Consider the following 25776-nt stretch of genomic DNA (forward strand, 5'->3'; position numbering starts at 1 on the left):
CATTATTTGGGAATTGCCGCCATGCCACGCGCTTTACATGACACCTCCACCGCATTGAACGCCGCCAATTTACTCACGCTGCCGGCCCGCTTCGGCTGCCCGGTTTGGGCCTACGATGCGCAGATCGTCCGTGAACGTATCGCACAGCTGCGTCACTTTGACGTGATCCGCTTCGCCCAGAAGGCCTGTTCGAATATTCATATTCTGCGCCTGATGCGCGAGCAGGGCGTCCGGGTGGATTCCGTATCGCTGGGAGAAATTGAGCGTGCGCTGCATGCCGGCTATCAGCCGGGTGGTGAAGAGATTGTCTTTACTGCCGACGTGCTGGATCAGGCGACGCTGGCGCGCGTCTGCGAGCTGAAAGTTCCGGTAAATGCCGGTTCTATCGATATGCTGGAGCAGTTGGGGCAGCACGGTGACGGGCACCCGGTGTGGCTGCGCATCAACCCGGGCTTTGGTCATGGGCACAGCCAGAAAACCAATACCGGTGGTGAAAACAGCAAGCACGGCATTTGGTATGCCGATTTGCCGCAGGCGGTGGAAGTGATTCAACGCCATGGCCTGAAGCTGCTGGGCGTACATATGCATATTGGCTCAGGCGTGGATTATCAGCATCTGGAGCGTGTATGCGACGCCATGGTGCAGCAGGTGATTGCGCTGGGGATGGATATTGGGGCGATTTCCGCCGGCGGCGGCCTGTCGATTCCGTATCAGGCCGGCGAAGAGGCGATCGATACCGAACACTATTTTGGCCTGTGGAACAGCGCGCGCGAGCGCATTGCCGCCCACCTGGGGCACCCGGTCAAACTGGAGATCGAGCCGGGGCGCTTCCTGATGGCCGAGGCGGGCGTGCTGGTAGCGGAAGTGCGCGCGGTGAAAGATATGGGCAGCCGTCACTTTGTGTTGGTCGACGCCGGTTTTAACGACCTGATGCGCCCGGCAATGTACGGCAGCTATCACCATATTTCGCTGCTGCCTGCCGACGGACGCGCTACCGATGCTCAACCGCTGCGCGATACGGTGATTGCCGGGCCGCTGTGCGAATCCGGCGATGTGTTTACCCAGCAGGCGGGCGGCGGGGTGGAAACCCGGGCATTGCCGCCGGTGCAGGTGGGCGACTATCTGGTGTTCCACGACACCGGCGCTTACGGTTCCTCCATGTCCTCCAACTACAACAGCCGGCCGCTGCTGCCGGAGGTCCTGTTTGATCGGGGTGAGGCGCGGCTGATTCGTCGCCGGCAGACCATTGAAGAGTTGATCGCGCTGGAACAGGTATAACGCAGGCGCGGGCGCCCGCTAGCCGGCATAGGGACCGGGCGCCACCGACTCACGCAGCCTCAGTTCGCCGGTAAACGGTGTCAAAGGTTGTACCTCTTCGCCGTTAAGCAGCCGGAACGCCTGGGCGATAGCGGCTTCAATCATCATATCGATCGGCAGATAGACGGTAGAGAGCGCCGGCTGCAGATAGGCGGCGCTAGGTTCGTCATCGAAACCAAAAATAGATACGTCCTGCGGAAGACGTTTGCCGGCCTGGCACAGCGCCTTCATGGCGCCGATCGCCATGTCGTCATTGCTGGCGAACAGCGCGCTGAAATCGACGCGGGCATTCAGCAGCGTTTGGCAGCCGTGATACCCGCTGGGTACGCTGCTGTCGCCGTGCGCCACCCGCGCCGCGTCAAAAGCAATCTGATGGTGCTCGAGCGCCTGCCGATAACCCGCCAGCCGCGCCTGAGCGGTCGGCGTGGCGATCGGGCCGGTAATACAGGCTATTTCCCGGTGTCCCTGGGCAATCAGATAGGTAACCGCATCGAACGCCGCCTGCTGCTGTTCGAAGAACACGCAGCGCTCGCGCGCCAGAGGCAGATCGCGGTTGATCACCATCACCGGCACCGGCAGGCGCTCAAACAGCGCCATCAGCGCCGCTTCATCGGTAAAACGGGTGTAGAGAATAATGGCGTCGCAGCGGCGGTCGGCCAGCAGTTGTACCGCCTGCAGCTCATCCTCCGGCGTATCGTGTCCGTCGGTCACCACCAAATGTTTGCCGCTGGCTTCGATCAGTTTGGCGGCCTGACGCAGCAGCCGGCCGAAATAGGGGCCGTCGAAATTGGACACCACCAGACCGATGCTGTTGGAACTTTTGTTAGCCAGCGACTGGGCGAGAAAGTTCGGCCGGTAGCCCAACTCATCCATCGCTTTGAACACCGCATCCCGCGTGCTCTTTTTCACCTGTCCGGTGCCATTTAACACGCGCGATACCGTGGCTTTCGACACGCCCGCGCGAATGGATACATCCAACATGGTGATCATGACCGGCTAACCTCTGTCTGCAAACGTCCGCTGTGGAAATGCTGGCAGTCTAGCATAGCGGCAGCCCAAGGGCAGCGCGCGACATCATGCCGGATTGGCGAACACTTCCTGACGCAGCAGCACGATCTCCTGCGCCAGATCGTGGCACAGCATGGCGGTCATCAAATGATCCTGTGCGTGCACCATGATCAGATTCACCGGGATCTTGCCCGCTCCTTCATCCAGGCCGATCAATTGCGTCTGTACGGCGTGCGCCGCGCGGGAGGCGGATTGTGATGCCGCCAGCGCCTCCTCCGCCTGCTGCCACTGCCGCTGACGGGCCGCCTGAATTGCCGTCATGGCGTGAGATCGCGCTTCACCCGCATTGATCAATAATTCCATTACCGTCTGCTCCAGATCTATGCTCATTCTATGTCCACCGGTATGCCAAAATTGGTTTTTTCATCATATTGGAATTCCAATATTGACTTGTGAGAGTGCGATCACAGAAAAATAATCCAGTTAACCTATTTTTTGGTATGCCAAATCGCGAGAGACGCGGTACGCGAATCGGTCATCTGATCAAGCACAACACAATAGGGGCGTGTCATGTCATTTCGGGACCGGCTTATAGACTCTCTGGGAGCCTTTGCCAATAAATTCAACAGTTACAGATATATAATGGCTATCAAGGCATCGTTTATTACGCTGATGCCGGTAATTATCGTCGGCGCTTTTTCGGTGCTGATCTCGAATATGGTGATGGATCCCAAGAATGGTCTGGCGAGCTTCGCCATGTTCTCATTCCTGGCGGATCTGAAACCGATCATGAGCAGCATCAACTACGCCACGCTGAGTTTCCTCAATATCGGCGCGGTGTTTCTGATTGGCATAGAACTGGGCAAGATCAACGGCTCGCGATCGCTGTTTCCGGGGCTGCTGGCGGTGATCTGCTTTATCGCCGTCACGCCGACCAACGTCGAGCTGATGGTGAATGACCAGATGCAGATGGTGAAAGACGTGCTGGCCAAGCAGTTCTCCGATACCCGCAGTCTGTTCCTCGGTATGTTTATCGCCATTTTATCCGTGGAGATCTATTCCAAACTGGAAACGCTCGATCGCCTGAAGATCAAGATGCCGGAAAGCGTGCCGCCCAACGTCTCCGCCTCATTCTCGGCGCTGATCCCGGCGATCATCACCGTGGTGGCGATCGCCACGCTGGGGTTTGTCTTCCACCGCGTCAGCGGCATTTATCTGTATGACGCCGTCTATCAGGTAGTGCAGCGGCCGCTGGAGACGGTGGTGCAGAGCCTGCCGGGGATCCTGATCCTGATGTTTGTCGCCCAGCTGTTTTGGGTGATCGGCATCCACGGCAATCAGATGGTGAAACCGATCCGCGAGCCGCTGTTGCTGGGCGCCATCATGGTCAATATGACCGCCTTCGAGCAGGGGAAAGAGATCCCGAATATCATCACCATGCCGTTTTGGGACGTTTATATGAGCATCGGCGGTTCCGGCATTACGCTGGGCCTGCTGTTTGCGGTGATGATCGCTACCCGGCGCAAAGAGATGCGTGAAATCAGCAAGCTGTCGCTGGGGCCGAGCTTTTTCAATATCAATGAACCGGTGATCTTCGGCATGCCGATCATGCTGAATCCGATCCTGGCGATCCCCTTCATTATCACGCCGTTGATCACCGGCACTATCGGCTACTTCGCTACCAGCATCGGTTTTGCCGGCAAGGCGGTGGTGATGGTGCCGTGGACCACGCCGCCGATCATCAACGCCTGGCTGTCTACTGCCGGTTCGATGGGCGCGGTGGTAACCCAGCTGATCTGCATCGTGGTCGCCACGATTATCTATCTGCCGTTTGTCAAAGTCGCCGCCCGCCGCGCGGAACAGGCGGAGCAACCCGTTATTCAGAACGCATGAGGTGAGCAATGAGTCAGGTTTCAATGGAGATTCCCCAGGATTTTATTCTCGGCGCGGCGGCTTCCGCCTGGCAGACCGAGGGCTGGAGCGGCAAAAAACAGGGGCAGGATTCCTATCTCGATCTGTGGTACCAGCATGACCGTCACGTCTGGCATAACGGCTACGGCCCGGCGGTGGCGACGGACTTTATCAACCGCTACCGCGAAGACGTGGCGCTGATGAAGCAGAGCGGCGTCGGCCACTATCGCACCTCCATCAACTGGTCGCGCTTTCTGACCGACTATGAGCAGGGCGTGGTGGATGAAGAGTATGCGAGCTATATCGACGCGCTGCTCGATGAGATGAAGCAGCAGGGCATCGAGCCGATGCTGTGTCTGGAGCACTATGAGCTGCCGGGCTACCTGCTGGAAAAATATGACGGCTGGCGCTCCAAACGGGTGGTGGAGCTGTTCGTGCTGTACGCCCGGCGGGTGTTTGAGCGCTTCGGCGGCAAAGTCACACGCTGGTTTACCTTTAACGAACCGGTGGTGGTGCAGACGCGGGTCTATCTGGATGCGATCCGCTGGCCGTATGAGCAGAACACCAACACGTGGATGCAGTGGAACCACCATAAGAATCTGGCGACCGCCAAAGTGGTGCAATGCTTCCGCCAGATGGGCTGTGCCGGCAGCATCGGCGTGATCCTTAACCCGGAGGTCACCTACGCCCGCTCCGGCGCGTCGCACGACCAGCGCGCCGCCGAGCTGTACGATCTGTTCTACAACCGTGTGTTCCTCGACCCGGCGATTAAAGGCGAATATCCGGCGGAGCTGCTGACCCTGCTGCAGCAGCACGACGTCAGCGTTGACTGGACGGCGGAGGAGATGGCGACGATCCGCGATAACACCGTGGACGAGGTGGGCATCAATCTCTACTACCCGCACCGGGTCAAGGCGCCGAGTCGCGCATGGTGTAGCACCACGCCGTTTCATCCGGCGATGTATTACGAGCACTTTGAGTTGCCGGGGCGGCGGATGAACCGTTCGCGCGGCTGGGAGATCTATCCGCGCATCGTGTACGACATGGCGCTGCGCCTGCGCGATGAGTACGGCAACATTCCGTGGTTTATCTCGGAAAACGGCATGGGCATTGAGCAGGAAGAACGCTTCAAAAATGCCGAGGGGGAAATTCAGGACGATTACCGCATTGAATTTATCCGCGAGCATATTTACTGGGCGCTGAAGGCGCGCGAAGAGGGAGCCAACTGCCAGGGCTATATGCTGTGGGCCTTCACGGACAACGTATCGCCGATGAACGCCTTTAAAAATCGTTATGGCCTGATAGAAATAGATTTGGACAACCAGCGCAACCGGCGGCAGAAAAAGTCGGCGCACTGGTTCCGCGCGCTGAGCGAGAGCCGCCGTCTGAGCTTCACCCTCGATGATGAAAACCGATAAGGAGTGACCGATGAAACGTATCGTACTGGCCTGCTCGGCGGGCATGTCCACCTCGCTGGTGGTGACCAAGATGGAAAAAGAGGCGCAGACGCGCGGGCTGGAGCTGAAGATTTACGCCATTCCCGAGCAGAACCTGCGTGATGAGCTGCAAAGTTACGGCGGCGATATTCTTGCGGTGCTGCTTGGCCCGCAGGTACGCTTCAAGCTGACAGAAAATAAAAAGCTTACCGACGCGTATCAGATCCCAATTGCGGTGATCGATTCTGTGGCGTATGGCACGTTAAACGGCGCAAAAGTACTCGATCAGGCGCTGGGTTTGGTAGACTAATCTGATTGTGAACCTACACAGGCCAGATACCTCGCCGTCGGCGGGGTATGGCATGGACAGACGTTTTTCAGGGTGAAACGGTGGATAAAGTCGTGATTCCGCAGGAAAAAAAGCAGTATCAGGAAATTGGCCGAGACCTGCGGCAGAAAATTCAGCAGGGCCATTTCGCCATTGGCACGCGCCTGCCCCCGGAGCGCAATATTGCCGAAACCTACGGCGTCAGCCGTACTATCGTGCGTGAAGCGCTGTTAATGCTGGAGTTGGAAGGAACGGTGGATATCCGCCAGAGCTCCGGCGTTTATGTCATACGCATTCCCAATGAAAACGCGGAGGAAGAGGATCCTATCCTGCACGGCGAAGTCGGGCCGTTTGAAATGCTGCAGGCGCGTCAGCTGCTGGAAAGCAATATCGCCGCCTTTGCCGCCAAAATGGCCACCAAAACGGATATCGAAAATCTGCGCCGCACGCTGGAGCAGGAACAGCGCGCCATCGTCGCCAATGATGAAAGCGGTGACAACGACAAAATGTTCCATTTGCTGATTGCCGGCGCCACGCAGAACCAGATGCTGCTGGACACGGTAAAAAGCATCTGGCAGCGGCGGGAGGCCAGCCCGCTGTGGCAACAGCTGCACAGCCGCATCGCCACCAAAGGCTACCGGCTGAAATGGCTGGCGGACCACCAGAACATTTTGGCTGCGCTGCGCCGCCGCGACGTGATGGGGTCGTATCAGGCGATGTGGCAGCATATGGAAAACATCAAGGGCACGCTGATGGAGCTTTCCGATGTCGATGCGCCGGAATTTGACGGTTACCTGTTTGAGTCGGTGCCGATCTTCCAGGGCAAGCTGGTGTAATACGCGCTTAGCGCGTCTCTGACGCCTTGCCCAGGCTGGCGACGGAGTGGCGTCGCACCAGCGTCGGGCTGAACATATTGGTGATTTCCGGCAGTGGCTGGTTGTTGGCCAGCGCCAGCGCCAGTTCCGCCGCCTGCGTCGCCATGGCGACCACCGGGTAGTGGATGGTGGTCAGTCTGGGGCGCAGATAGCGTGAAATCAGCACGTCATCAAAGCCGATCAGCGACATCTGGCCTGGCACGTCGATGCTGTTATCGCTCAGCACCGACAGCGCGCCGGCGGCAACCGGGTCGTTATAACAGGTAACGGCGGTGAATTTTTTGCCGCGGCCGAGCAGTTCAGTCATTGCCTGCTCGCCGCCGATCTCATCCGGTTCGCCATAGGCGATCAGCTTCTCATCCACCGCAATGCCGTGTTCCTGTAGCGCGTCCAGATAGCCTTGCAGACGGTCGGCGGCGTCGGAAATCTGGTGGGTGGAGCAGATAATGGCGATGCGCTGATGGCCCTGCTGAATCAGATGACGCGTGGCCAGCCAGGCGCCGTAGCGATCGTCCAGCGCGACGCAGCGCTGCTCAAATCCCGGCAGCGTACGGTTGATCAACACCATGCCGGGGATCTGCCGCATCCAGCCGCTCAGCTCATCATCGGTCAGCTTTTTGGCATGCACCACCAGCGCAGCGCAGCGGTGACGCACCAGCTGTTCGATCGCCTGACGCTCTTTTTCCGCCTCATGGTAACCGTTGCCAATCAGCAGGAAATTATGCGTGGCATACGCCACCTGCTCGACGGCTTTCACCATGGTGCCGAAGAACGGGTCCGAGACGTCGGCCACCACCAGACCGAGGGTTTCGGTTGACTGCTGCGCCAGCGCGCGGGCGTTGGCGTTCGGGTGATACTGCAGCTGTTCCATGGCGGCCAGCACCGCGTTACGCGAGGTTTCGCTGGCTTTGGGGGAATGGTTTATTACGCGAGACACCGTGGCTACGGAAACACCCGCCAGCCTGGCAACATCCTTTATCGTAGCCATATTTGCTTCAACTTATCCTAGGGTAATCGCTTACATTCCTCAGTCTTACGGAAAACAGCGCGGGCTGCAAGTTATTGCCCGCGTGTCTGTGGCGTCACCGGCAGATTTTGGTCGGCGAGCCGGCTTTTTTGCAGGTAAAAGTCAGTGCGTTAGCGAAAAGTATGGGTGAAGATGCCGCCTCGGGCGATTGCCGAGCCGGTAAAGCTGACTAAACGGTATGGTTATTCTGTCGCGATAAATAACGTTTTTATTGCTGCCAATAATATAAAAATATCGATAATAATAATTAATTCATTCTATTTGTTGATATATAAAAGTCGAAAACTCTCGGTCGTGTCATATTTATCATTATCTATTGCTCTTATACTGTATTTTAATTATTTGTTTATCAAGGAGAGAGTGATGAAAAAATCATTGGGGAAAGGAATATGTTTGCCATTATTTACCGCTGCGGCATCGATATTATTCGCCGCCACTTTTATGCCTGCCACTTCATTGGCCCAGAGTAAGTTTAACATGTCTGGTTTTTTACAGCAGAATCCTGACTTTAAGCCCGGCGCCGCCAACTGGTCAGCGCAAGAGTTGATGCCTGATATGTCCTCCTATGTTACAACCTACACAGACAATGGATTAATCTTGGTTAAACTCTCGCTGGAAAAGTATAGCAAGTTCGGTAATCATGCCGTTTTACATCAATGTGAAAGGATAGGGGATAAGTATATCCGCTGCGGTTTTTCTTATCAGCCGTATAGCGCCGGCTCTCGACCTGTTAGCTATAGAGTAACCTATATGCTGACTTCTCCTAGCTATTATCCGAATATATTAAGGTGTTCTGTCGATGGCTACTTTAATTACGGCTATCAGGAGTGCGTTACGAAAAATGACTGGCGCGGTTTATTAAATTGACGCCTCGCGGCGGGCTGTCCGGCCCGCCCTGTTGACCGCGTCAGGCCCGGCGCCGCGCTGAGGTGATTTGTTCTTGGGCGCAGCGCGGCGGCGGTGTTATTTTAGGGCCATCATTTGTTACCTGAGTACATCATGCCGATTAAACGTTATCCGCAACTTGCACACTGGGGGGCGTATACCGCCGTGGTGGAAGACGGGCGGCTGATTCGCTGCGAACCTTTCGCCAACGATCCGCACCCTTCGCCGATGCTGGACTCCATTGTTCCGATGACCTATTCGCCGACGCGCATCCGCAAGCCGGCGGTGCGGCGTTCATGGCTGCAAAAGCGTGAGGGCAGCGACCGCACGCTGCGCGGGCGCGAGGATTTCGTCGAGGTCGACTGGGACGTGGCGCTCGATCTGGTGGCGGAAGAGAACCGCCGGGTGCGCGATCGCTACGGCGCGTCGGGCCTGTTTTGCGGCTCCTACGGCTGGTCCTCCGCCGGGCGGCTGCATCACGCCAGCTCGCAGCTGCGTCGCTTTTACTTCGCCGGCGGCGGCGGCGTTGACCAGATGGGCAACTACAGCTGGGGGGCGGCGCAGTTCTTTCTGCCGTATGTGATCGGCAACTTTGCGCCGCTGACCGGGCAGGCGACCAGCTGGCCGAACGTGGTGGAGCACTGCGAACTCTTCCTGGCGTTCGGCGGTCTGGCGCTGAAAAATTCCCAGGCCTCCTTCGGCGGCGCGGCGGAACACTCGCTGAAGTCATGGCTGGAGAAGCTGGCGGCCAAGGGGACGCCGATCGTCAGTATCAGCCCGACGCGCGACGACACTCCGGCCTTTATCAATGCCGAATGGATCCCGATCCGCCCTAATACCGACGTGGCGCTGATGCTGGCGTTAGGCTATGAGATTCAGCGTAACGGCGCATTGGACAACGACTTTCTGTCCAGCCACTGCGTGGGTTACCCGCAGCTGGCGGATTATCTGTGCGGCGTGAGCGACGGCGTGGCCAAAACGCCGCAGTGGGCCAGCGCGATCACCGGCATTCCGGCCGCGCGGATTGTGCGTCTGGCGCAGCAGCTCAGCGGTGCCCGCAGCTTCCTCACCTGCTCCTATTCGGTACAGCGCGCCCACCGTGGCGAGCAGCCTTACTGGATGATGATCGCCCTGTCGGCGATGCTGGGGCAAATTGGTCTGCCGGGCGGTGGCTTCTCCTTCGGCTATGGCGCGATGAACGGCATGGGCAACCCGCGGCTGAACACGCCGGCCCCCAGCCTGCCGGTCGGCGATAATCCGGCCGGGCTGGCGATTCCGGTGGCGCGTATTTGCGACATGCTGCTGCAGCCGGGCGAACCCTATTCGTTTTGCGGTGAAACCCGGGAGTACCCGGATATTCACCTGGTGCACTGGGCCGGCGGCAACCCGTTCCATCATCACCAGCAGCTGAACCGGCTGGTGGCCGGTTGGCAAAAACCGGATACGGTGATTGTGCAGGACATCTGGTGGACTGCCGCAGCGAAAATGGCGGATATCGTGCTGCCGGCGACCAGCGCGCTGGAGCGTAATGATATTGGCGGCTCGGCGCGCGATCCCTACGTGCTGGCGATGCATCAGGCGATCGCGCCGCAGCATCAGGCGCGCAATGATTTTGATATTTTCGCCGATCTGGCGGATCGTCTTGGCTATCGCCAGCAATTTACCGAGGATCGCAACGAGCGGCAGTGGATTGAGCATATTTATCAGCGCTGCGGACAGGCGCAGATCCAGGCCGGCGTAGCATGGCCGGAGTTTGACGAGTTCTGGCAACGGGGCCATGTGAAGCTGCCGGCGCCGAAGCAGGACACGGTGTTTCTGGACGCATTCCGTGCCGATCCGCAGGCGCATGCGCTGCGAACGCCCAGCGGCAAAATCGAGTTGTTCAGTGAAAAAATCGCCGGCTATCGCTATGACGATTTCGCGCCGCATCCGCAGTGGCAGCCGCCGGTCGAGTGGCTGGGGGCTGAGTTGGCGAAGCAGTGGCCGCTGCATTTGATCACCGTTCAGCCGGCTGACCGTCTGCACAGCCAGCTGGATCCGTCGCCGCAGGCGCAGGCCAATAAAACGGCGGGACGCGAAACGCTGCTGATGCACCCGTATGATGCGGCGCAGCGCGCGCTTGCCGACGGCGCGCTGGTGAAGGTGGTCAATGGTCGCGGCGGCTGTCTGGCCGGGGTGCGGATCACGGACGGCGTGACGCCCGGCGTGGTGGTGATGGCGACCGGCGCCTGGTTCGATCCGGGCTTCGGCGCAGAGCGCCACGAACTGGAACAGGCCGGCAACCCTAATGTGCTGACGCTGGATATCGGTACCTCGCCGCTGACGCAGGGGCCTAACGCCATGAGCTGCCTGGTGGAGGTCTGCGCGCCATAGGCCGCACCGGGGAACGCTGAGATTTTATTGCGCTATTAATGAGGATAACCAGAAATTTACAGCTGGTTTCATTTCAAGCATAACTCTTGCGATTCCTCGGTAGTTTCTTAATCGGCACCTCTCTAAAGTAGGTAGTCCCAGAGGTATTGATTGGTGAGAAATCAACATACTCTGTATGTTGAAGCCATTTTCAATTGCACCAACCTACGCAGATGCGTAGGTTTTTTTTTGCCGGTCGTATAGTATCCTTTCCCTTACAACGTGTTATGCCGCCCAATGACTGGGGGATAACGTGCTAACGCTTATCTGGCCGTCGCTGCCAGAATGCTACAGGGAGAGTCGTATGTTCATGTCTGTTATGCGCACGCTGTTTCGCCTGCTATTTCGCGTGCGTGTTGAAGGGGATGCCCGGCATCTTAATCAGCAGAAGCTGCTGATTACCCCCAACCATGTCTCATTTTTGGATGGCGTGCTGTTGGCGCTGTTTTTACCGATCAAGCCGGTGTTTGCCGTTTATTCCAGCGTGTCTGACAGCTGGTTTATGCGCTGGCTGAAGCCCTACATCGATTTCGTTTTCCTCGATCCTACCAAGCCGATGGCGGTTAAACATCTGGTGCGTGAAGTGCAGAAGGGGCGGCCGATTGTGGTCTTCCCCGAAGGACGCATAACCGTTACCGGTTCTCTGATGAAAGTCTATGACGGCGCGGCGTTTATTGCCGCCAAGTCCGGCGCGACGGTGGTGCCGATCCGCATTGACGGGCCGGAGTTCAGCCTGTTCGGCCGTATGAAAGGCGTGTTTAAACTGCGCGCGTTCCCGCAGATTACCCTCCACATTCTGCCGCCGACGCTGCTGCCGATGCCGGAAGCGCCGCGCGCCCGCGACCGCCGCGTGCTGGCGGGCGACCATCTGTATCAGATAATGCTGCAGGCGCGCATGGCGACCCGACAGCCGCAGACGCTGTTTGGCGCGCTGCTGGCGGCGCAAAAGCGCTACGGCGCCGGTAAGCCCTGCATTGAAGATATCGCTTTTAAGGAAGACAGCTACCGCACGCTGATTAAAAAATCTCTGGGCGTCAGCCGTATCCTGCAGCGGTTTACCGCCGAAGGCGAGCATGTCGGTATGCTGTTGCCGAACGCCACCATTACCGCCGCGGCGATATTTGGCGCTTCGCTGCGCCGGCGCATCCCGGCGATGCTGAACTACACGGCCGGTTCCAACGGCCTGAAAAGCGCGATGACCGCGGCAACCATTAAAACCATCGTCACCTCGCGTCAGTTTTTGGAAAAGGGCAAGCTGACCCATTTGCCGGAACAGGTGCCGGAAGCCAACTGGGTTTATCTGGAAGATCTGAAAGATACCGTCACGCTGGCGGATAAGCTGTGGATCCTGCGCCATCTGCTGCAGCCGCAGCGCGCCATGCTGCAGCAGCAGGCCGATGACGCCGCGCTGGTGCTGTTTACCTCCGGTTCGGAAGGCCATCCGAAAGGCGTGGTGCACTCGCACGCCAGCCTGCTGGCCAACGTGGAGCAGATCCGCACCATTGCCGACTTTACGCCGCGCGACCGCTTTATGTCCTCATTGCCGCTGTTCCATTCATTCGGCCTGACGGTCGGGCTGTTGACGCCGCTGATGACCGGCAGCCGGGTATTCCTGTATCCCAGCCCGCTGCACTATCGTGTGGTGCCGGAGCTGGTGTACGACCTGAACTGTACCGTGCTGTTCGGCACCGCGACCTTCCTGAACAACTACGCCCGCTTTGCCCATCCGTATGACTTTGCCCGCGTGCGTTACGTGGTGGCCGGCGCGGAAAAACTGGCGGAGAGCACCAAACAGATTTATCAGGACAAATACGGCATCCGCATTCTGGAAGGCTACGGCGTGACCGAATGTGCGCCGGTGGTGTCGATCAACGTGCCGCTGGCGACCAAGGTGGGCACCGTCGGGCGCATTATGCCGCAGATGGAGGCGCGCCTGATGCCGGTGCCCGGCATTGAGGAAGGGGGACGCCTGCAGTTGCGCGGGCCGAACATCATGAAGGGCTACCTGCGCGTTGAACGTCCGGGCGAGCTGGAGCCGCCTGCCGCTGAAGATGAAAACGGCAATCTGCAGCCGGGCTGGTACGATACCGGCGATATTGTCACGCTGGACGAGCAGGGATACTGCACCATTCGCGGCCGGGTGAAGCGTTTTGCCAAACTGGCCGGCGAGATGATTTCGTTGGAGATCGTCGAGCAGCTGGCGCTGCGTGCGGCGCCGGACGGCCATCACGTCGCGACGGTGAAAAGCGACAGCAGCAAAGGCGAAGCCCTGGTGCTATACACCACCGACAGCGAACTGACCCGCGATGCCTTGCTGCGCGCTGCGCGTGAGCAGGGTACGCCGGAGCTGGCGGTGCCGCGTGATATTCGCTGGCTCAAGACGCTGCCGGTGCTGGGCAGCGGCAAGCCGGATTACGTCACCCTGCGTAACATGGCCGAACAGCCGGAGAATGCATCATGAGCCAAACGTTGAGCGACAACGCGCCGTTGCTGTCGCGTGGCATGATCGCGGTGATTTGCGCGCAATTTTTATCGGCATTTGGCGACAATGCGCTGCTGTTTGCCACGCTGGCGCTGATTAAACAGCAGCTCTACCCCGACTGGAGCCAGCCAATTCTGCAGATGGCGTTTGTGGCGACTTATATCATTCTGGCACCGTTTGTCGGCCAGTTCGCCGACAGCTTTTCCAAAGGGCGGGTGATGATGGTGGCTAACGCGCTGAAATTGGCGGGTGCGCTGGCAATCTGTCTTGGGCTTAACCCGTTCCTGGGTTACAGCCTGGTAGGCATCGGCGCGGCGGCATATTCGCCGGCCAAATACGGCATCCTGGGTGAAATCACCAGCGGTGAAAAACTGGTTAAAGCCAACGGATTGATGGAGGCCTCAACCATCGCTGCGATCCTGATAGGTTCGGTGGCCGGCGGGCTGTTGGCGGACTGGCATATCCTGATCGCGCTGGCGGTGTGTGCGCTGGTGTACGCAGCGGCGGTAGTGGCGAATCTGTATATTCCGCGGCTGGCGGCGGCGCGGCCTGCACAGTCATGGCACCCGCGTGCCATGACGCGCAGCTTTTTTGCCGCCTGTGTCACTCTGTGGCGCGACGGCCAAACGCGTTTCTCACTGATTGGCACCAGCCTGTTCTGGGGAGCCGGGGTGACGCTGCGCTTCCTGCTGGTGTTATGGGTGCCGGTGGCGCTGGGAATCGTCGATAACGCCACGCCGACGCTGCTCAATGCGATGGTGGCGGTGGGCATCGTGGTCGGAGCCGGTGTGGCTGCGCGTTTTGTCACGCTGGAAACGGTCAAGCGTTGCATGCCCGCCGGTATTTTAATCGGCGTCGCGGTGGCGTTCTTTGCGCTGCAGACCACCATGTTTAACGCTTATGCACTGCTGCTGGTTATCGGCATGCTGGGCGGTTTCTTTGTGGTGCCGCTGAATGCGCTGTTGCAGGAGCGCGGTAAACATTCCGTCGGCGCCGGCAATGCGATTGCCGTGCAAAACCTCGGAGAAAATACCGCGATGCTGCTGATGTTGGGCCTGTATTCGCTGGTGGTAAAAATCGGCGTGCCGGTGGTTGGCGTCGGCATTGGGTTCGGCGTGGTATTTGCGCTGGCGATTAGCGTGTTGTGGTTCTCCCAGCGTCGGAGTTAATAAAAAAATAGGGCGCAGTATAACGCTGCGCCCTGAAGCAATAACCTGTTAACCATAATATTAATAGAGGGGTTATGAATCGGCGTTATATTTTACGTCAGACCCAGTGAAGTGACGGCGTAAATTCAGTCAGCAACCTACTGCACCAACCTAACGTTGTTAAACCTGACAAATGACACGATTCGTGTTTGATTATACGATCGCCTAACCCCTTGTCCAGTAAGGCGGATCAAATACAAGAGCATTCTGGATATTAAAAGAGGTTATTTCCTGAGGAATATAAACTCCAGGTATTTATTATTTAAATTAGCGGCTGGGATATATTTTATCAGCGCCAGTGATAAAGAACGGGACGGTATTTCCGTCCCGCTCTGGCGTAATGCTTTACGGCGCCGGGATAGTAAAGCGGCTGTGAATTTCTTCCAACTGTTGCAGTACTTCCTCATCCAGCGTCAGGTTGAAGCTGTCGATATTGGTCTTCAGCTGTTCAAGCGTTGTTGCGCCTAATAGCGTACTGGCGACAAATGGCTGCTGTCTGACAAAGGCCAGCGCCATTTGCGACGGATCCAGACGGTGCTTTTTCGCCAGCGCGACGTATTCGGCGATTGCCCGTTGCGCCTGCGGCGAGGAATAGCGGGTAAAGCGGCTGAACAGCGTATTGCGCGCCCCTGCCGGTTGGGCGCCGTTCAGGTATTTACCGCTCAGCGTGCCGAAGGCCAGACTGGAGTAAGCCAACAGTTCCACGCCTTCAAACTGGCTGATTTCCGCCAGACCGATCTCAAAACTGCGGTTAAGCAGACTGTACGGGTTCTGAATGGAGACCATGCGCGGCAGTTCATGCTTTTCCGCCAGGTGCAGGTAGCGCATGACGCCGTACGGCGTTTCATTGGAGACGCCGATATAACGTATCTTGCCGGCGCGTACCTGCTCATTCAGCGCTTCCAGCGTTTCCAGCAGCGTAACCGTCGCCATTTCATCGCTGTATTGATAGTTCAGCTTGCCGAAGTAGTTGGCGCTGCGCTGCGGCCAGTGCAACTGATACAAATCGAGGTAGTCGGTATTGAGGCGCTTCAGGCTGTCGTCCAGCGCGGCGCGGATATTTTTGCGGTCCAGCGCCTGCTGCGGACGGATGGCGCTGTCGTTATTGCGCGTCGGGCCGGCGACTTTACTGGCCAGCACGATTTTCTCGCGGTTGCCGCGCGCCTTGATCCAATTGCCGATATAGCGCTCGGTCAACCCCTGGGTTTCCGGACGCGGCGGTACCGGATACATCTCGGCGGTGTCTATCAGATTGATACCAGCAGCCAGTGCGTAATCCAGCTGTGCGTGCGCATCGGCCTCACTGTTTTGTTCGCCAAAGGTCATTGTGCCCAGTCCCAGCACGCTCACTTCTAAAGAACTGTGGGGAATTCGGTGGTATTGCATTAACGGCCTTCCTTAACTTATGTCGCGCGACGGGCGGCGCCCGGTGTTACTGCCGCCGGCTCAGGTTGACGCCGGTAAGGCTATTGATACCTTGTCCGACTATAACCAAGCTGTGTGGATGGTGAAAGGGGATTTACGCGACGGGAGAAGAGCGGGCTACCGCGGGGGGCGATAGCCATAGCGGAACGCAATCAGCGCTCGATAACCTGAGAAACCTGGTCGCCGTTGATCTGGCGATAGTTGCCTTTTTCATCTTGGTAGCTGATAAGGCCGGTGTCTTTATCGATCTCGGGCTTGCCCTGGGTCAGAATCATATTGCCGTCTTTGGTCGCCATCACGTAGTCGCTGGAGCAACCGGTTAAGCCAACCATCATTGCCAGTGCGGCGGCGGCCATTACCCACTTTTTCATACTGCGGATCCTCAATAGGAAAGAATATTTATAAGATTAGCAAATTAACGCCGGGAGCTTGTCTCAGATAACTCTTATCTCCCAGAGGATAAAGAAGAAAGGCGCTAACGGCGCGCCTTTTATTGCTTATTCTGCGTTCGTCGATTTTTTGCCGCGCATCAGGTTGAGCGCTTCGACCGTCATGGAGAAGAACATGGCGAAATAGATATAGCCTTTTGGCACGTGCACCTGGAAGCTTTCCAGCATCAGGGTGAAACCGACCAGGATCAGAAACGCCAGCGCCAGCATCTTCACCGACGGGTGGCGGTCGACGAACTCGCCGATTGGCCGGGCGGCGAACATCATCACGCCGACGGCGATCACCACGGCGGCCATCATGATAAACAGATGATCGGACAAACCAACGGCGGTAATCACCGAATCCAGACTGAAGATAATATCCAGCAGCATAATCTGCACGATGGCGCCGAAGAAGCTGTGCACCTTGGTGTGGTGCTCCTCTTCCGTGCCCTCAATGGTTTCATGGATCTCTTTGCTGGCTTTCCAGATCAGGAACAGGCCGCCGAGCAGCAGAATTAAATCTCTGGCGGAGATATCATGCTCCATCACGCTGAACAGCGGATGGGTGAGGCGGATCACCCAGGCGATGGACGCCAACAGGGCCAGACGCATCAGCATCGCGGCCGCCAGCCCCATTCTGCGCGCCTTGTTTTGCTGCGCCTTTGGCAGCTTCGCCACCACCAGGGACAGGAAGATGATGTTATCGATACCCAAAACGATCTCAAGTATGGTCAGCGTGCCTAACGCCAACCAGGCATTGGGATCCATAATCCATTCAAACATTGCCCAGTACACCTTAAAAAATTCAAAGGGAAAATTATACGCATTTATTGGTGCGGCGGCACCGTTGATTAAACGCAAATTAAACGACAGCGATTTAGATTAAGAAATGTCTTGCCAATAGCGCCGCGGTGAAACTCTTTTTCAGATAGAAACCGCGCGGCAGCGTCATGATCGGCTGCCCCTGCTCGCCGATGGCTTCGGTCAGCGCTTTACTGTTGGCGGCCTTGGGGCGCAGCTGCAGGACTTCACCATGGCGTGCGGTGATGCGCTCGACATGGCCGAGTACGATCAGATCCATCAGCTCTTCCCAGTCGCGACGCAGCATCTCATCCTCTTCTTCGTTAGGGCTCCACAACAGCGGCGAACCGATGCGCCGCTGCGCCAGCGGAATTTGCCGTTCGCCTTCCACCGGGATCCACAGGACGCGCGCCAGTTTATGGCGCACATGGCTGCTCTGCCAGGTGACGCCGCTGTTGCCGGTCAGCGGGGCAACGCAGACAAAGGTGGTTTCCAGCGGCTTGCCGGCGGCGTCGATCGGAATAGTTTTCAACTCAATACCCAGTTCAGGGAAATCCTGTTCTGGCTTACTGCCGGCCATGGCGCCGAGATACAGCTCCAGCAGCATGCCGACCCAGCCCTTATCGCGTTTCAGATTTGCCGGGATGGCGATCTGTGCCCGGGCGGCCAATTCGCCAAGACTAAACCCCGCCAGACGCTGGGCGCGTTCCAGGAGCTGTTGTTCGTTTTCCGGCGGAGGCGGCAGAGGGGATAAAAACGCCATAAATTAAAGCCTGTTTCTGGTGGTTAAAAAATGCACGGCATTTGCACACAACCCTCAAGGTAAAAGGTGGGTTGGGGAAAACAATAATAGTAGCATGATTTTACATGGTTTTTTTTGCCGCTGGCCGAGTGGGAAACATTTGTTTTGCCGCTTGTGCACCTGAAGCCACCGACAATGAACAGGATCTTACACCTATTTATCCACAGATTTATGGGATAACCCAAATTTTTCCTGATTACTGGTTCGATCTACAGCCTTGACGACGGGCGTTTTTTACGAATTCGTCCGATTTGTGCCTAACTATGACGAATAATCTGTGGATAAAAACGGCGTTGGTGGATCTTTCGCCAGGGTGAGATCCTGACCGTGCACAGATCACATTTTGCCTCTGTACATAACTGACGAAAACGATTTACCTTGTTGTTATTAAAGTTAAAAAATAAAATAACCTGCCGGCGGGTTTTAGCATGTCGCTGAGTTTTACCGGCTTATTCCTGGAGTTCTTCACATACCTATCCACAGAAAAAGTGAATAAAACCGGCCGAAAACCCCGCCCTATGTTTATAACTTTGCCAATATCTGTGAGTTATCCCAATGTTATCCGGCGCGCAGAGCCGTAAAGCAGTGGTTTACCGCCTGTAGCTTGTGTGAAACAATCAGAGCATCTTTACGAATTTAGCTTATCGAGGTAGTCCGGTGATCGACGATGATGGCTACCGCCCGAATGTTGGTATCGTAATCTGTAATCGTCAGGGGCAGGTCCTGTGGGCCCGCCGTTACGGTCAGCACTCCTGGCAGTTTCCCCAAGGTGGGATTAACCCTGGCGAAACCGCGGAACAGGCGATGTACCGTGAGCTGTTCGAAGAAGTGGGGTTGAGTAAAAAGGATGTGCGCATCCTGGCCTCGACCCGCAACTGGTTGCGCTATAAATTGCCAAAACGTTTGGTGCGTTGGGACACAAAGCCGGTTTGTATCGGCCAAAAACAGAAGTGGTTTCTGTTGCAGTTAATGTGCAGTGATGCGGATATCAATATGCAGCGCAGCAGTACGCCGGAATTTGACGGCTGGCGTTGGGTGAGCTTCTGGTATCCGGTTCGCCAGGTGGTATCGTTCAAACGGGACGTGTACCGCCGGGTGATGAAAGAATTCGCCGCAACCGTGATGCCGCTGCAGCAGCCGTCAGCGCCGCGGCAGGCGCCCGCTTATCGCCGAAAAAGAGGTTAACTCAAGCAGACTATGCTCACGCGCTTGCGAGAAATTGTTGAGAAGGTGGCCGCGGCGGCCAGTTTGACAGACGCGCTGGATATTTTGGTCAATGAAACCTGTCTGGCGATGGACACCGAAGTTTGCTCTATCTATCTGGCGGATAACGATCGCCAGTGCTATTACCTGATGGCGACGCGCGGGCTGAAAAAACCGCGTGGGCGCACCATTGCCCTGGCGTTCGATGAAGGGGTGGTAGGGCTGGTGGGCAGCCGGGCGGAGCTGATTAACCTGGCGGATGCGCAGAGCCACCCCAGCTTCAAATACATTCCACAGGTCAAGGAAGAGCACTTCCGTTCCTTCCTCGGCGTGCCGATTATCCATCGTCGCCAGCTGTTCGGCGTGCTGGTGGTGCAGCAGCGCGACCTGCGGCAGTTCAACGAAAGCGAAGAATCTTTCATGGTCACCCTGGCCACGCAGATGGCCGGGATCCTCTCGCAGTCTCAACTTAATGCGCTGTTTGGCCGCTATCGGCAGACGCGGGTGCGCGCGCTGGCGGCCTCGCCGGGCGTGGCGGTGGCTGAAGGTTGGCAGGACAGCAGCCAGCCTTCGCTCGATCAGGTGTTTAAAGCCTCTACGCTGGATACCGTCAGCGAACGCGAGCGCCTGACGCTGGCGTTGGAAGAGGCCGGCGCGGAGTTTCGCCGCTTCAGCAAACGTTTTGCTGCCAGCGCGCAAAAAGAGAGCGCGGCTATCTTCGACCTTTACTCCCACCTGTTAAACGACGCGCGTCTGAAACGCGAACTGTTTGCTGAAATTGACGCCGGCTCGGTGGCGGAGTGGGCGGTCAAACAGGTGATTGAGGTATTCGCCGCCCAGTTTGCCGCGTTGCAGGACACCTACATGCGTGAGCGCGCCAGCGACTTGCGTGCGCTCGGCCAGCGGTTGCTTTTCCATCTTGACGATACCACGCAGGGCGCGACCCAGTGGCCGCAGCGCTTTGTGCTGGTGGCCGACGAGCTGACGGCCACCCTGCTGGCGGAGGTGCCGCCGGACCGGCTGGCCGGGGTGGTGGTGCGCGACGGCGCCGCCAACTCCCACGCCGCGATTCTGGTGCGCGCCATGGGCGTGCCGACGGTGATGGGGGCGGATATCCAGCCTTCGTTGCTGAACCGCCGGATGCTGATTGTCGACGGCTATCGCGGCGAGCTGCTGGTTGATCCTGAGCCGGTGCTGCTGCAAGAGTATCAGCGGCTGATTGATGAGGAACTGGCGTTAAGCAAACTGGCGGAAGACGACGTCGAGCAGCCGGCGCAGATGAAAAGCGGTGAACGGATCCAGGTGTTGCTTAATGCCGGTTTAAGCCCGGAGCACGAGCAACTGCTGGGCGGGCGGGTCGACGGCGTCGGCCTGTACCGCACGGAAATACCGTTTATGCTGCAGAGCGGCTTCCCGTCGGAAGAAGAGCAGGTGGCGCAGTATCAGGGCATGTTGCAGCTCTATCCGACCAAACCCGCGACGTTGCGTACTCTGGATATCGGCGCTGACAAGCAACTGCCCTATATGCCGATCAGCGAAGAGAATCCCTGTCTGGGCTGGCGCGGCATCCGCGTGACGCTCGATCAGCCGGAGATCTTCCTGATCCAGGTGCGGGCGATGCTGCGCGCCAATGCCGGCACCGGCAACCTGGGCATTCTGCTGCCGATGGTCACCAGTCTGGATGAGATCGATGAGGCCAAAAGCTTGATCGAGCGCGCCGGGCATGAGGTGGAAGAGATGCTGGGCTATGCGATCCCCAAGCCGCGCATCGGCGTGATGCTGGAAGTGCCGTCGATGATCTTCCTGATCCCGCAGTTGGCCGAGCGGATCGATTTTATCTCGGTCGGCACCAACGATTTAACCCAGTACCTGCTGGCGGTAGACCGCAACAATACCCGCGTGGCGTCGCTGTATGACAGCCTGCACCCTTCCATGCTGCGGGTGCTGCAGACGATCGTCGAGCAGGGTGAAGCTGCCGGCCTACAGGTCAGCCTGTGCGGTGAACTGGCCGGCGACCCGATTGGGGCGTTACTGTTGGTAGGCATGGGCTATCGCCATCTCAGCATGAACGGACGCAGCGTGGCGCGCATCAAATACCTGCTGCGGCATATCGATCTGACGGATGCGCAGCGTCTGGCGCAGCTGGTGCTGAGCGCTTCGCTGACCAATGAGGTGCGTCACCTGGCCGTGACCTTTATGGAACAGCATAATATGGGCGGCCTGGTGCGCGGTGGGCGCTGAGTCGCATTCAGACTGATTTTTTTACAGAACTTTTCCCTGCGGCCGTCCCCGGGCGTCGTTAAGCTTATGTTATGATGCGGGCCTTCCGCGGCGCGCTATGCCGGCGCCAGGCAGCGGAAAAGACCCATCTAGCGATGTAGACCCAAGATTATTCAGGTTGCCGCCGGTCGGCAACGGACTGCGACCCCGTTGGGGAAGAATAACAGACGAGTTGTGGTGATAGATGAGCAATAGCTATCTGAGATTTCCTGAGTTTGATCCGGTGCTTTTTTCCGTCGGCCCGGTCTCCCTGCACTGGTACGGCCTGATGTACCTGGTTGGCTTTGTCTTTGCCATGTGGCTGGCGATTCGCCGGGCTAACAAGCCGGGCAGCGGCTGGACGAAAGACGAGGTGGAAAACCTGCTGTATGCCGGTTTCCTTGGCGTATTTGTCGGCGGCCGCGTGGGGTATGTCCTGTTCTATAACCTGCCGTTGTTCCTTGAGAACCCGCTTTATCTGTTCAAAGTCTGGGATGGCGGCATGTCGTTCCACGGCGGCCTGATGGGTGTGATTCTGGTGATGTTCTGGTTTGCGCGCCGCACGAAGCGCACTTTCTTCCAGGTGTCTGATTTTATCGCCCCGCTGATTCCTTTCGGCCTTGGTGCCGGCCGGCTCGGTAACTTTATCAACGGCGAACTGTGGGGACGCGTGACGACCGACGCGCCGTGGGCGATGCTGTTCCCTGGCTCGCGTAGTGAGGATATTGCCATTGCCGCCGCCGACCCCGGCAAGTGGCTGCCGCTGCTGAACCAGTACGGCGTGCTGCCGCGCCACCCGTCGCAGCTGTATGAACTGCTGCTGGAAGGCGTGGTGTTGTTTATCATTCTCAACCTGTTTATTCGCAAATCGCGGCCGATGGGCGCGGTTTCCGGCCTGTTCCTCATCGGCTACGGTGCCTTCCGTATTATTGTGGAGTCATTCCGCCAGCCGGACGCGCAGCTGGGGCTGTTTGACGGCATTATCAGCATGGGGCAGATTCTGTCGATCCCGATGGTGTTGGCCGGTATTATTATGATGATCTGGGCGTACCGCCGTCGCCCGCAGCAACAAACTTCGTGAGGAAACATGAAACAGTATCTGGATTTAATGAAAAAAGTGCTCGATGAGGGCACCCCAAAAGCAGACCGCACCGGCACCGGCACGTTGTCGATTTTCGGTCACCAGATGCGTTTCAATTTGCAGGAAGGCTTCCCGTTGGTGACCACCAAAAAGTGTCACCTGCGCTCCATCATTCATGAGCTGCTGTGGTTCCTGAAAGGGGACACCAACATTGCCTACCTGCGTGAAAATAAGGTCACCATCTGGGATGAGTGGGCCGATGAGAATGGCGACCTGGGGCCGGTTTACGGCCAACAGTGGCGCGCCTGGGGCGCAGCCGACGGTCGTCAGATCGATCAACTGAGCAAGGTGCTGCAGCAGTTGAAACAGGATCCGGACTCACGCCGTATCATCGTCTCCGCCTGGAATGTCGGCGAACTGGATCAGATGGCGCTGGCGCCTTGCCATGCGTTTTTCCAGTTTTACGTGGCGGACGGCAAACTGTCTTGCCAGTTGTATCAGCGCTCTTGCGATGTCTTCCTCGGCCTGCCGTTCAATATCGCCAGCTATGCGCTGCTGGTGCATATGATGGCGCAGCAGTGCGATCTGGAAGTGGGCGATTTCGTCTGGACCGGCGGTGATACGCACCTGTACAGCAATCATATGGAGCAGACCCGGCTGCAGCTGACCCGCGAGCCGCGTCCGCTGCCGAAGCTGGTGATCAAGCGTAAACCTGACTCGCTGTTCGATTACCGCTTTGAAGATTTCGAGATTGAAGGTTACGACCCACATCCGGCGATTAAAGCGCCAGTGGCGATCTGATTTCAGACGATGCTTCTTTACAGGGCGCAACTCCGGTTGCGCCCTTTTTCTTTGTTACCTGCCGGCGGTGATGCCGCTGAACGTTGCGCGTAACGCCGCATTTTTTCTGCTTTGTCTGCCATTTGCACCTTTTGTTTGCGCACTGTTTTCCAGGCGTTGACCGAGGCGCTGTTATCGTTTGCCCCGGTGATTACACTCAGCGTCATGAACGATAACTCTCACAACAACGTTTGCCGGCAGCGGGGAATCACGCTGATGGAGCTGCTGTTGGCAGTTTTGATTAGTGCGATGCTGAGCGGTTGGGGCGTGAGTCACTGGCGGCATCACCAGCAGGCGCTGCGGCTGGAGCAGGCCACCCAACAGCTACTGGTGTTTTTACAGCGCCTGCAGGCCGACGCCAACTGGCGCAACCGCACGGCATTGCTGTGGTTTAAACCGCATGGGCGCTGGTGCCTGGGCAGCGGGGCTGAACCGGCTGACTGTCAGCAGCCGGCAAGGTGGCTGTTCACGCCGCCGAGCGATGATATACAACTGCTCGACTTCACCCGTAAAGAGCTGGGTTTTTACGGGGTGCGTAACAGCGCGCAGGGCGGACATATCCGCCTGGGCAACCGCGCCGGCCAACTGCAGGTGGTGCTTTCCGCCCAAGGGCGCTTGCGCATTTGCAGCATGGGGGCCGCGCTGCGCGGGATCCGCGCATGTTAACGTCAGCGCGCGGGTTCACCCTGCCTGAGGTGCTGCTGGCCATGGCGGCGGGAAGCCTGATTATTTTGGCGGCGGCGAAGGCCTATCCTGCGCTGCGCCAGCAAAGCGCGGCGTTTCTCGGCGCTTATCAGCTGGAGCTAAGGCTGCGGCAGGCGGCGTTTGGTATTGAAAAAGATCTGCGCCGCGCGGGATTTTGCGCCGGGACGTGCATCGGGCGGGCGATGAGTATCGCGCGGCATGCCGGGGAGGCGCCCGACAGCTGCGTCATCGTCGCCTATGATTTGAACCGCAACGGCCGCTGGGAAGCGACGGGCGACGAGGCGGAGAAATTCGGCTACCGCTTACGTGAAGGGCGGCTTGAGCGCCAGCGCGGCGTTAGTCAGTGTAACGGCGGCGGCTGGGAAAACCTGTTTGAGCGTGCCGAAGTACACATTGAGACGTTTAACGTTCGTCTGCTGCCGGGGAAAGACGGGCGGCGCCTGCTCCGGCTGACGCTGGGCGGTCGTTCGGCGGATTCGGGGGCGATGACGCGCTCAATGCGGTGGGATATCAACGTGGAGGCGCCGTCAGCATGAACGGACGGGATTCTCAGCGCGGCAGCGTGCTGGCAGCGGTGATGTTGGTGCTGGTGATGGGGTTGCTGCTGCTGGGCGCCCAGCAAAAACAGCTGGATAGTGCGTTGCTGCTGGGGGTTGAGCAGCGGCGCTACCTGCAGGCGTATAATCGGGCGTCGTCTGCGTTGAACTGGGGACTGACGCAATCCTGGCCGCCGTCGTTGCTGAATGCAGGAGCGTGGCGCTGTCAGCGGCAACCTGCGTCGGGGCTACAGGCCTGCGTCAAGCGCGCCTCCCGGGCGGACATGATACTGCTGCGCGGGCTGGGTGAGATACCCGCAGCGGAACCGCTCTGGCTGTATCAGTTGGCCATGCCGGATGCGCACGGACGGCTGCGGGCAGAACCGGGCGGCTGGCTGGATTTTTGCCCGGAAAAGGATGCAGCGGCCTGTGAGGATTAATGGCAACAGCGGGGTGGGCCGGCATCAGCGCGGCTTCAGCCTGGCGGAAGTATTAATTGCGACACTGTTATTCTCGGTGTCGCTGCTCGGCCTGTTACAATACCATCAGGTATTATTACAGGGGCTGCAGCGGCAATGGCAGTACCGGCAGGCCTGGTCGCTGGCCCATCAGCAGTTGGAGCGTCTGGCCGCCGGCAGCGATGCTGATGATGTCCTGGCGCCCGGCTGGCGGCGCGAGGTGTGGCTGAGCGCCGTCGACGGTGTCTGCCGACAGATCACGGTCAGAGTAGATACGCCGCAGCGTCAGCATGCTCAGCTTGGGCGCTGGTATTGCGGCGATGACTAACCCGGCGCGTATGTATAT

Annotated in this window: 25 protein-coding genes; 17 read left to right on the forward strand and 8 right to left on the reverse strand. The window is 58.1% G+C overall.

The features are described 5' to 3' along the window. Nucleotides 1–21 precede the first annotated feature (21 nt). The gene (lysA, locus tag HF675_RS05210; RefSeq protein ID WP_111738022.1) at nucleotides 22–1278 is read left to right on the forward strand and encodes a diaminopimelate decarboxylase; all 1257 of its coding nucleotides are present in this window, start codon (nucleotides 22–24) and stop codon (nucleotides 1276–1278) included. Between the two features lie 18 nt (nucleotides 1279–1296). On the opposite strand, the gene HF675_RS05215 is transcribed toward lysA, so the two are convergent. Both HF675_RS05215 and HF675_RS05220 read right to left on the reverse strand, forming a co-directional pair. After that, nucleotides 1297–2307, reverse strand: coding sequence for a LacI family DNA-binding transcriptional regulator (locus HF675_RS05215; protein WP_105232351.1), 1011 nt, complete (start codon nucleotides 2305–2307; stop codon nucleotides 1297–1299). 84 nt (nucleotides 2308–2391) lie between these two features. Beyond that, nucleotides 2392–2715 carry a PTS lactose/cellobiose transporter subunit IIA gene (locus HF675_RS05220; protein WP_111736548.1) on the reverse strand — a complete coding sequence of 108 codons (324 nt, stop codon included), beginning with the start codon at nucleotides 2713–2715 and terminating at the stop codon, nucleotides 2392–2394. Nucleotides 2716–2895: 180 nt separating this feature from the next. Between HF675_RS05220 and HF675_RS05225 the strand changes: the two genes are divergently transcribed. The 4 genes from HF675_RS05225 to HF675_RS05240 all read left to right on the forward strand — a co-directional run bounded on the left by HF675_RS05225 (nucleotide 2896) and on the right by HF675_RS05240 (nucleotide 6836). Beyond that, on the forward strand, nucleotides 2896–4218 hold the full coding sequence (locus tag HF675_RS05225) for a PTS sugar transporter subunit IIC (RefSeq protein ID WP_105232349.1): 1323 nt from the start codon (nucleotides 2896–2898) through the stop codon (nucleotides 4216–4218). 8 nt (nucleotides 4219–4226) lie between these two features. Beyond that, nucleotides 4227–5654 carry a glycoside hydrolase family 1 protein gene (locus HF675_RS05230; RefSeq protein ID WP_111736549.1) on the forward strand — a complete coding sequence of 476 codons (1428 nt, stop codon included), beginning with the start codon at nucleotides 4227–4229 and terminating at the stop codon, nucleotides 5652–5654. A 10-nt stretch (nucleotides 5655–5664) separates the two neighbouring features. After that, a complete protein-coding gene (locus HF675_RS05235) occupies nucleotides 5665–5982 on the forward strand; it encodes a PTS sugar transporter subunit IIB (protein WP_111736550.1) in 318 nt (105 codons plus the stop codon). Between the two features lie 80 nt (nucleotides 5983–6062). Next, on the forward strand, nucleotides 6063–6836 hold the full coding sequence (locus HF675_RS05240) for an FCD domain-containing protein (RefSeq protein WP_105233497.1): 774 nt from the start codon (nucleotides 6063–6065) through the stop codon (nucleotides 6834–6836). A 7-nt stretch (nucleotides 6837–6843) separates the two neighbouring features. Here HF675_RS05240 and galR read toward each other — a convergent pair whose 3' ends face one another. Then, nucleotides 6844–7863: an HTH-type transcriptional regulator GalR gene (gene galR / locus HF675_RS05245; protein ID WP_105232346.1), complete on the reverse strand. Its 1020-nt coding sequence runs from the start codon at nucleotides 7861–7863 to the stop codon at nucleotides 6844–6846. Between the two features lie 402 nt (nucleotides 7864–8265). Between galR and HF675_RS05250 the strand changes: the two genes are divergently transcribed. The 4 genes from HF675_RS05250 (at nucleotide 8266) to lplT (ending at nucleotide 14850) form a co-directional block, all read left to right on the forward strand. Further along, on the forward strand, nucleotides 8266–8769 hold the full coding sequence (locus tag HF675_RS05250) for a hypothetical protein (protein WP_187044202.1): 504 nt from the start codon (nucleotides 8266–8268) through the stop codon (nucleotides 8767–8769). A 132-nt stretch (nucleotides 8770–8901) separates the two neighbouring features. After that, nucleotides 8902–11160: a molybdopterin guanine dinucleotide-containing S/N-oxide reductase gene (locus tag HF675_RS05255; RefSeq protein WP_187044203.1), complete on the forward strand. Its 2259-nt coding sequence runs from the start codon at nucleotides 8902–8904 to the stop codon at nucleotides 11158–11160. Nucleotides 11161–11503: 343 nt separating this feature from the next. Then, the gene (gene aas, locus HF675_RS05260) at nucleotides 11504–13660 is read left to right on the forward strand and encodes a bifunctional acyl-ACP--phospholipid O-acyltransferase/long-chain-fatty-acid--ACP ligase (RefSeq protein WP_187044204.1); all 2157 of its coding nucleotides are present in this window, start codon (nucleotides 11504–11506) and stop codon (nucleotides 13658–13660) included. Further along, the gene (gene lplT / locus HF675_RS05265) at nucleotides 13657–14850 is read left to right on the forward strand and encodes a lysophospholipid transporter LplT (RefSeq protein ID WP_105232343.1); all 1194 of its coding nucleotides are present in this window, start codon (nucleotides 13657–13659) and stop codon (nucleotides 14848–14850) included. Before aas ends, lplT begins: the two co-directional genes overlap by 4 nt. Nucleotides 14851–15234: 384 nt before the next feature. Here the strand turns inward: lplT and HF675_RS05270 are convergent, their stop codons facing one another. The 4 genes from HF675_RS05270 to mutH form a co-directional block, all read right to left on the reverse strand. Next, complete coding sequence (locus HF675_RS05270; protein WP_111736553.1) at nucleotides 15235–16275, reverse strand: NADP(H)-dependent aldo-keto reductase; 1041 nt, start codon at nucleotides 16273–16275, stop codon at nucleotides 15235–15237. 191 nt (nucleotides 16276–16466) lie between these two features. Then, on the reverse strand, nucleotides 16467–16685 hold the full coding sequence (locus HF675_RS05275) for a YgdI/YgdR family lipoprotein (RefSeq protein WP_105232341.1): 219 nt from the start codon (nucleotides 16683–16685) through the stop codon (nucleotides 16467–16469). A gap of 126 nt (nucleotides 16686–16811) precedes the next feature. Next, on the reverse strand, nucleotides 16812–17528 hold the full coding sequence (locus tag HF675_RS05280; protein ID WP_105232340.1) for a TerC family protein: 717 nt from the start codon (nucleotides 17526–17528) through the stop codon (nucleotides 16812–16814). Nucleotides 17529–17622: 94 nt separating this feature from the next. Then, the gene (gene mutH, locus HF675_RS05285; RefSeq protein WP_105232339.1) at nucleotides 17623–18309 is read right to left on the reverse strand and encodes a DNA mismatch repair endonuclease MutH; all 687 of its coding nucleotides are present in this window, start codon (nucleotides 18307–18309) and stop codon (nucleotides 17623–17625) included. 696 nt (nucleotides 18310–19005) lie between these two features. On the opposite strand from mutH, the gene rppH reads away from it, so the two are divergent. The 4 genes from rppH to thyA all read left to right on the forward strand — a co-directional run bounded on the left by rppH (nucleotide 19006) and on the right by thyA (nucleotide 23692). After that, entirely contained in the window at nucleotides 19006–19533 is a 528-nt protein-coding gene (gene rppH, locus HF675_RS05290; protein WP_015673597.1) for an RNA pyrophosphohydrolase, read from the forward strand. Nucleotides 19534–19545: 12 nt separating this feature from the next. Continuing rightward, nucleotides 19546–21792: a phosphoenolpyruvate--protein phosphotransferase gene (gene ptsP, locus HF675_RS05295; RefSeq protein WP_105232338.1), complete on the forward strand. Its 2247-nt coding sequence runs from the start codon at nucleotides 19546–19548 to the stop codon at nucleotides 21790–21792. A gap of 223 nt (nucleotides 21793–22015) precedes the next feature. Then, nucleotides 22016–22891 (forward strand): prolipoprotein diacylglyceryl transferase, encoded by an 876-nt coding sequence (gene lgt / locus HF675_RS05300; protein ID WP_105232337.1) that lies wholly within the window; start codon nucleotides 22016–22018, stop codon nucleotides 22889–22891. 6 nt (nucleotides 22892–22897) lie between these two features. Beyond that, nucleotides 22898–23692 carry a thymidylate synthase gene (gene thyA, locus HF675_RS05305; RefSeq protein ID WP_187044205.1) on the forward strand — a complete coding sequence of 265 codons (795 nt, stop codon included), beginning with the start codon at nucleotides 22898–22900 and terminating at the stop codon, nucleotides 23690–23692. Nucleotides 23693–23709: 17 nt separating this feature from the next. Here thyA and HF675_RS05310 read toward each other — a convergent pair whose 3' ends face one another. Continuing rightward, nucleotides 23710–23898 (reverse strand): hypothetical protein, encoded by a 189-nt coding sequence (locus HF675_RS05310; protein WP_105232335.1) that lies wholly within the window; start codon nucleotides 23896–23898, stop codon nucleotides 23710–23712. Here HF675_RS05310 and HF675_RS05315 point away from each other — a divergent pair. Genes HF675_RS05315 through HF675_RS05330 form a run of 4 tightly spaced genes read left to right on the forward strand, consistent with a single transcriptional unit; the run spans nucleotide 23897 to nucleotide 25758 of the window. Then, on the forward strand, nucleotides 23897–24397 hold the full coding sequence (locus tag HF675_RS05315) for a prepilin peptidase-dependent protein (RefSeq protein WP_187044206.1): 501 nt from the start codon (nucleotides 23897–23899) through the stop codon (nucleotides 24395–24397). The two genes, HF675_RS05310 and HF675_RS05315, sit on opposite strands and share 2 nt — an antisense overlap. Further along, complete coding sequence (locus tag HF675_RS05320) at nucleotides 24391–24972, forward strand: prepilin peptidase-dependent protein (RefSeq protein ID WP_105232333.1); 582 nt, start codon at nucleotides 24391–24393, stop codon at nucleotides 24970–24972. Before HF675_RS05315 ends, HF675_RS05320 begins: the two co-directional genes overlap by 7 nt. Further along, the gene (locus HF675_RS05325) at nucleotides 24969–25412 is read left to right on the forward strand and encodes a YgdB family protein (protein WP_187044207.1); all 444 of its coding nucleotides are present in this window, start codon (nucleotides 24969–24971) and stop codon (nucleotides 25410–25412) included. Before HF675_RS05320 ends, HF675_RS05325 begins: the two co-directional genes overlap by 4 nt. Continuing rightward, nucleotides 25390–25758 carry a prepilin-type N-terminal cleavage/methylation domain-containing protein gene (locus HF675_RS05330; RefSeq protein WP_187044208.1) on the forward strand — a complete coding sequence of 123 codons (369 nt, stop codon included), beginning with the start codon at nucleotides 25390–25392 and terminating at the stop codon, nucleotides 25756–25758. The genes HF675_RS05325 and HF675_RS05330 overlap by 23 nt, the downstream gene beginning before the upstream one ends. The last annotated feature ends 18 nt before the right edge of the window (nucleotides 25759–25776 follow it).

The organism is Serratia sp. JUb9, assembly GCF_014298095.1.
In the GTDB taxonomy this organism is placed as follows: Bacteria; Pseudomonadota; Gammaproteobacteria; order Enterobacterales; family Enterobacteriaceae; genus Serratia_B; species Serratia_B rhizosphaerae.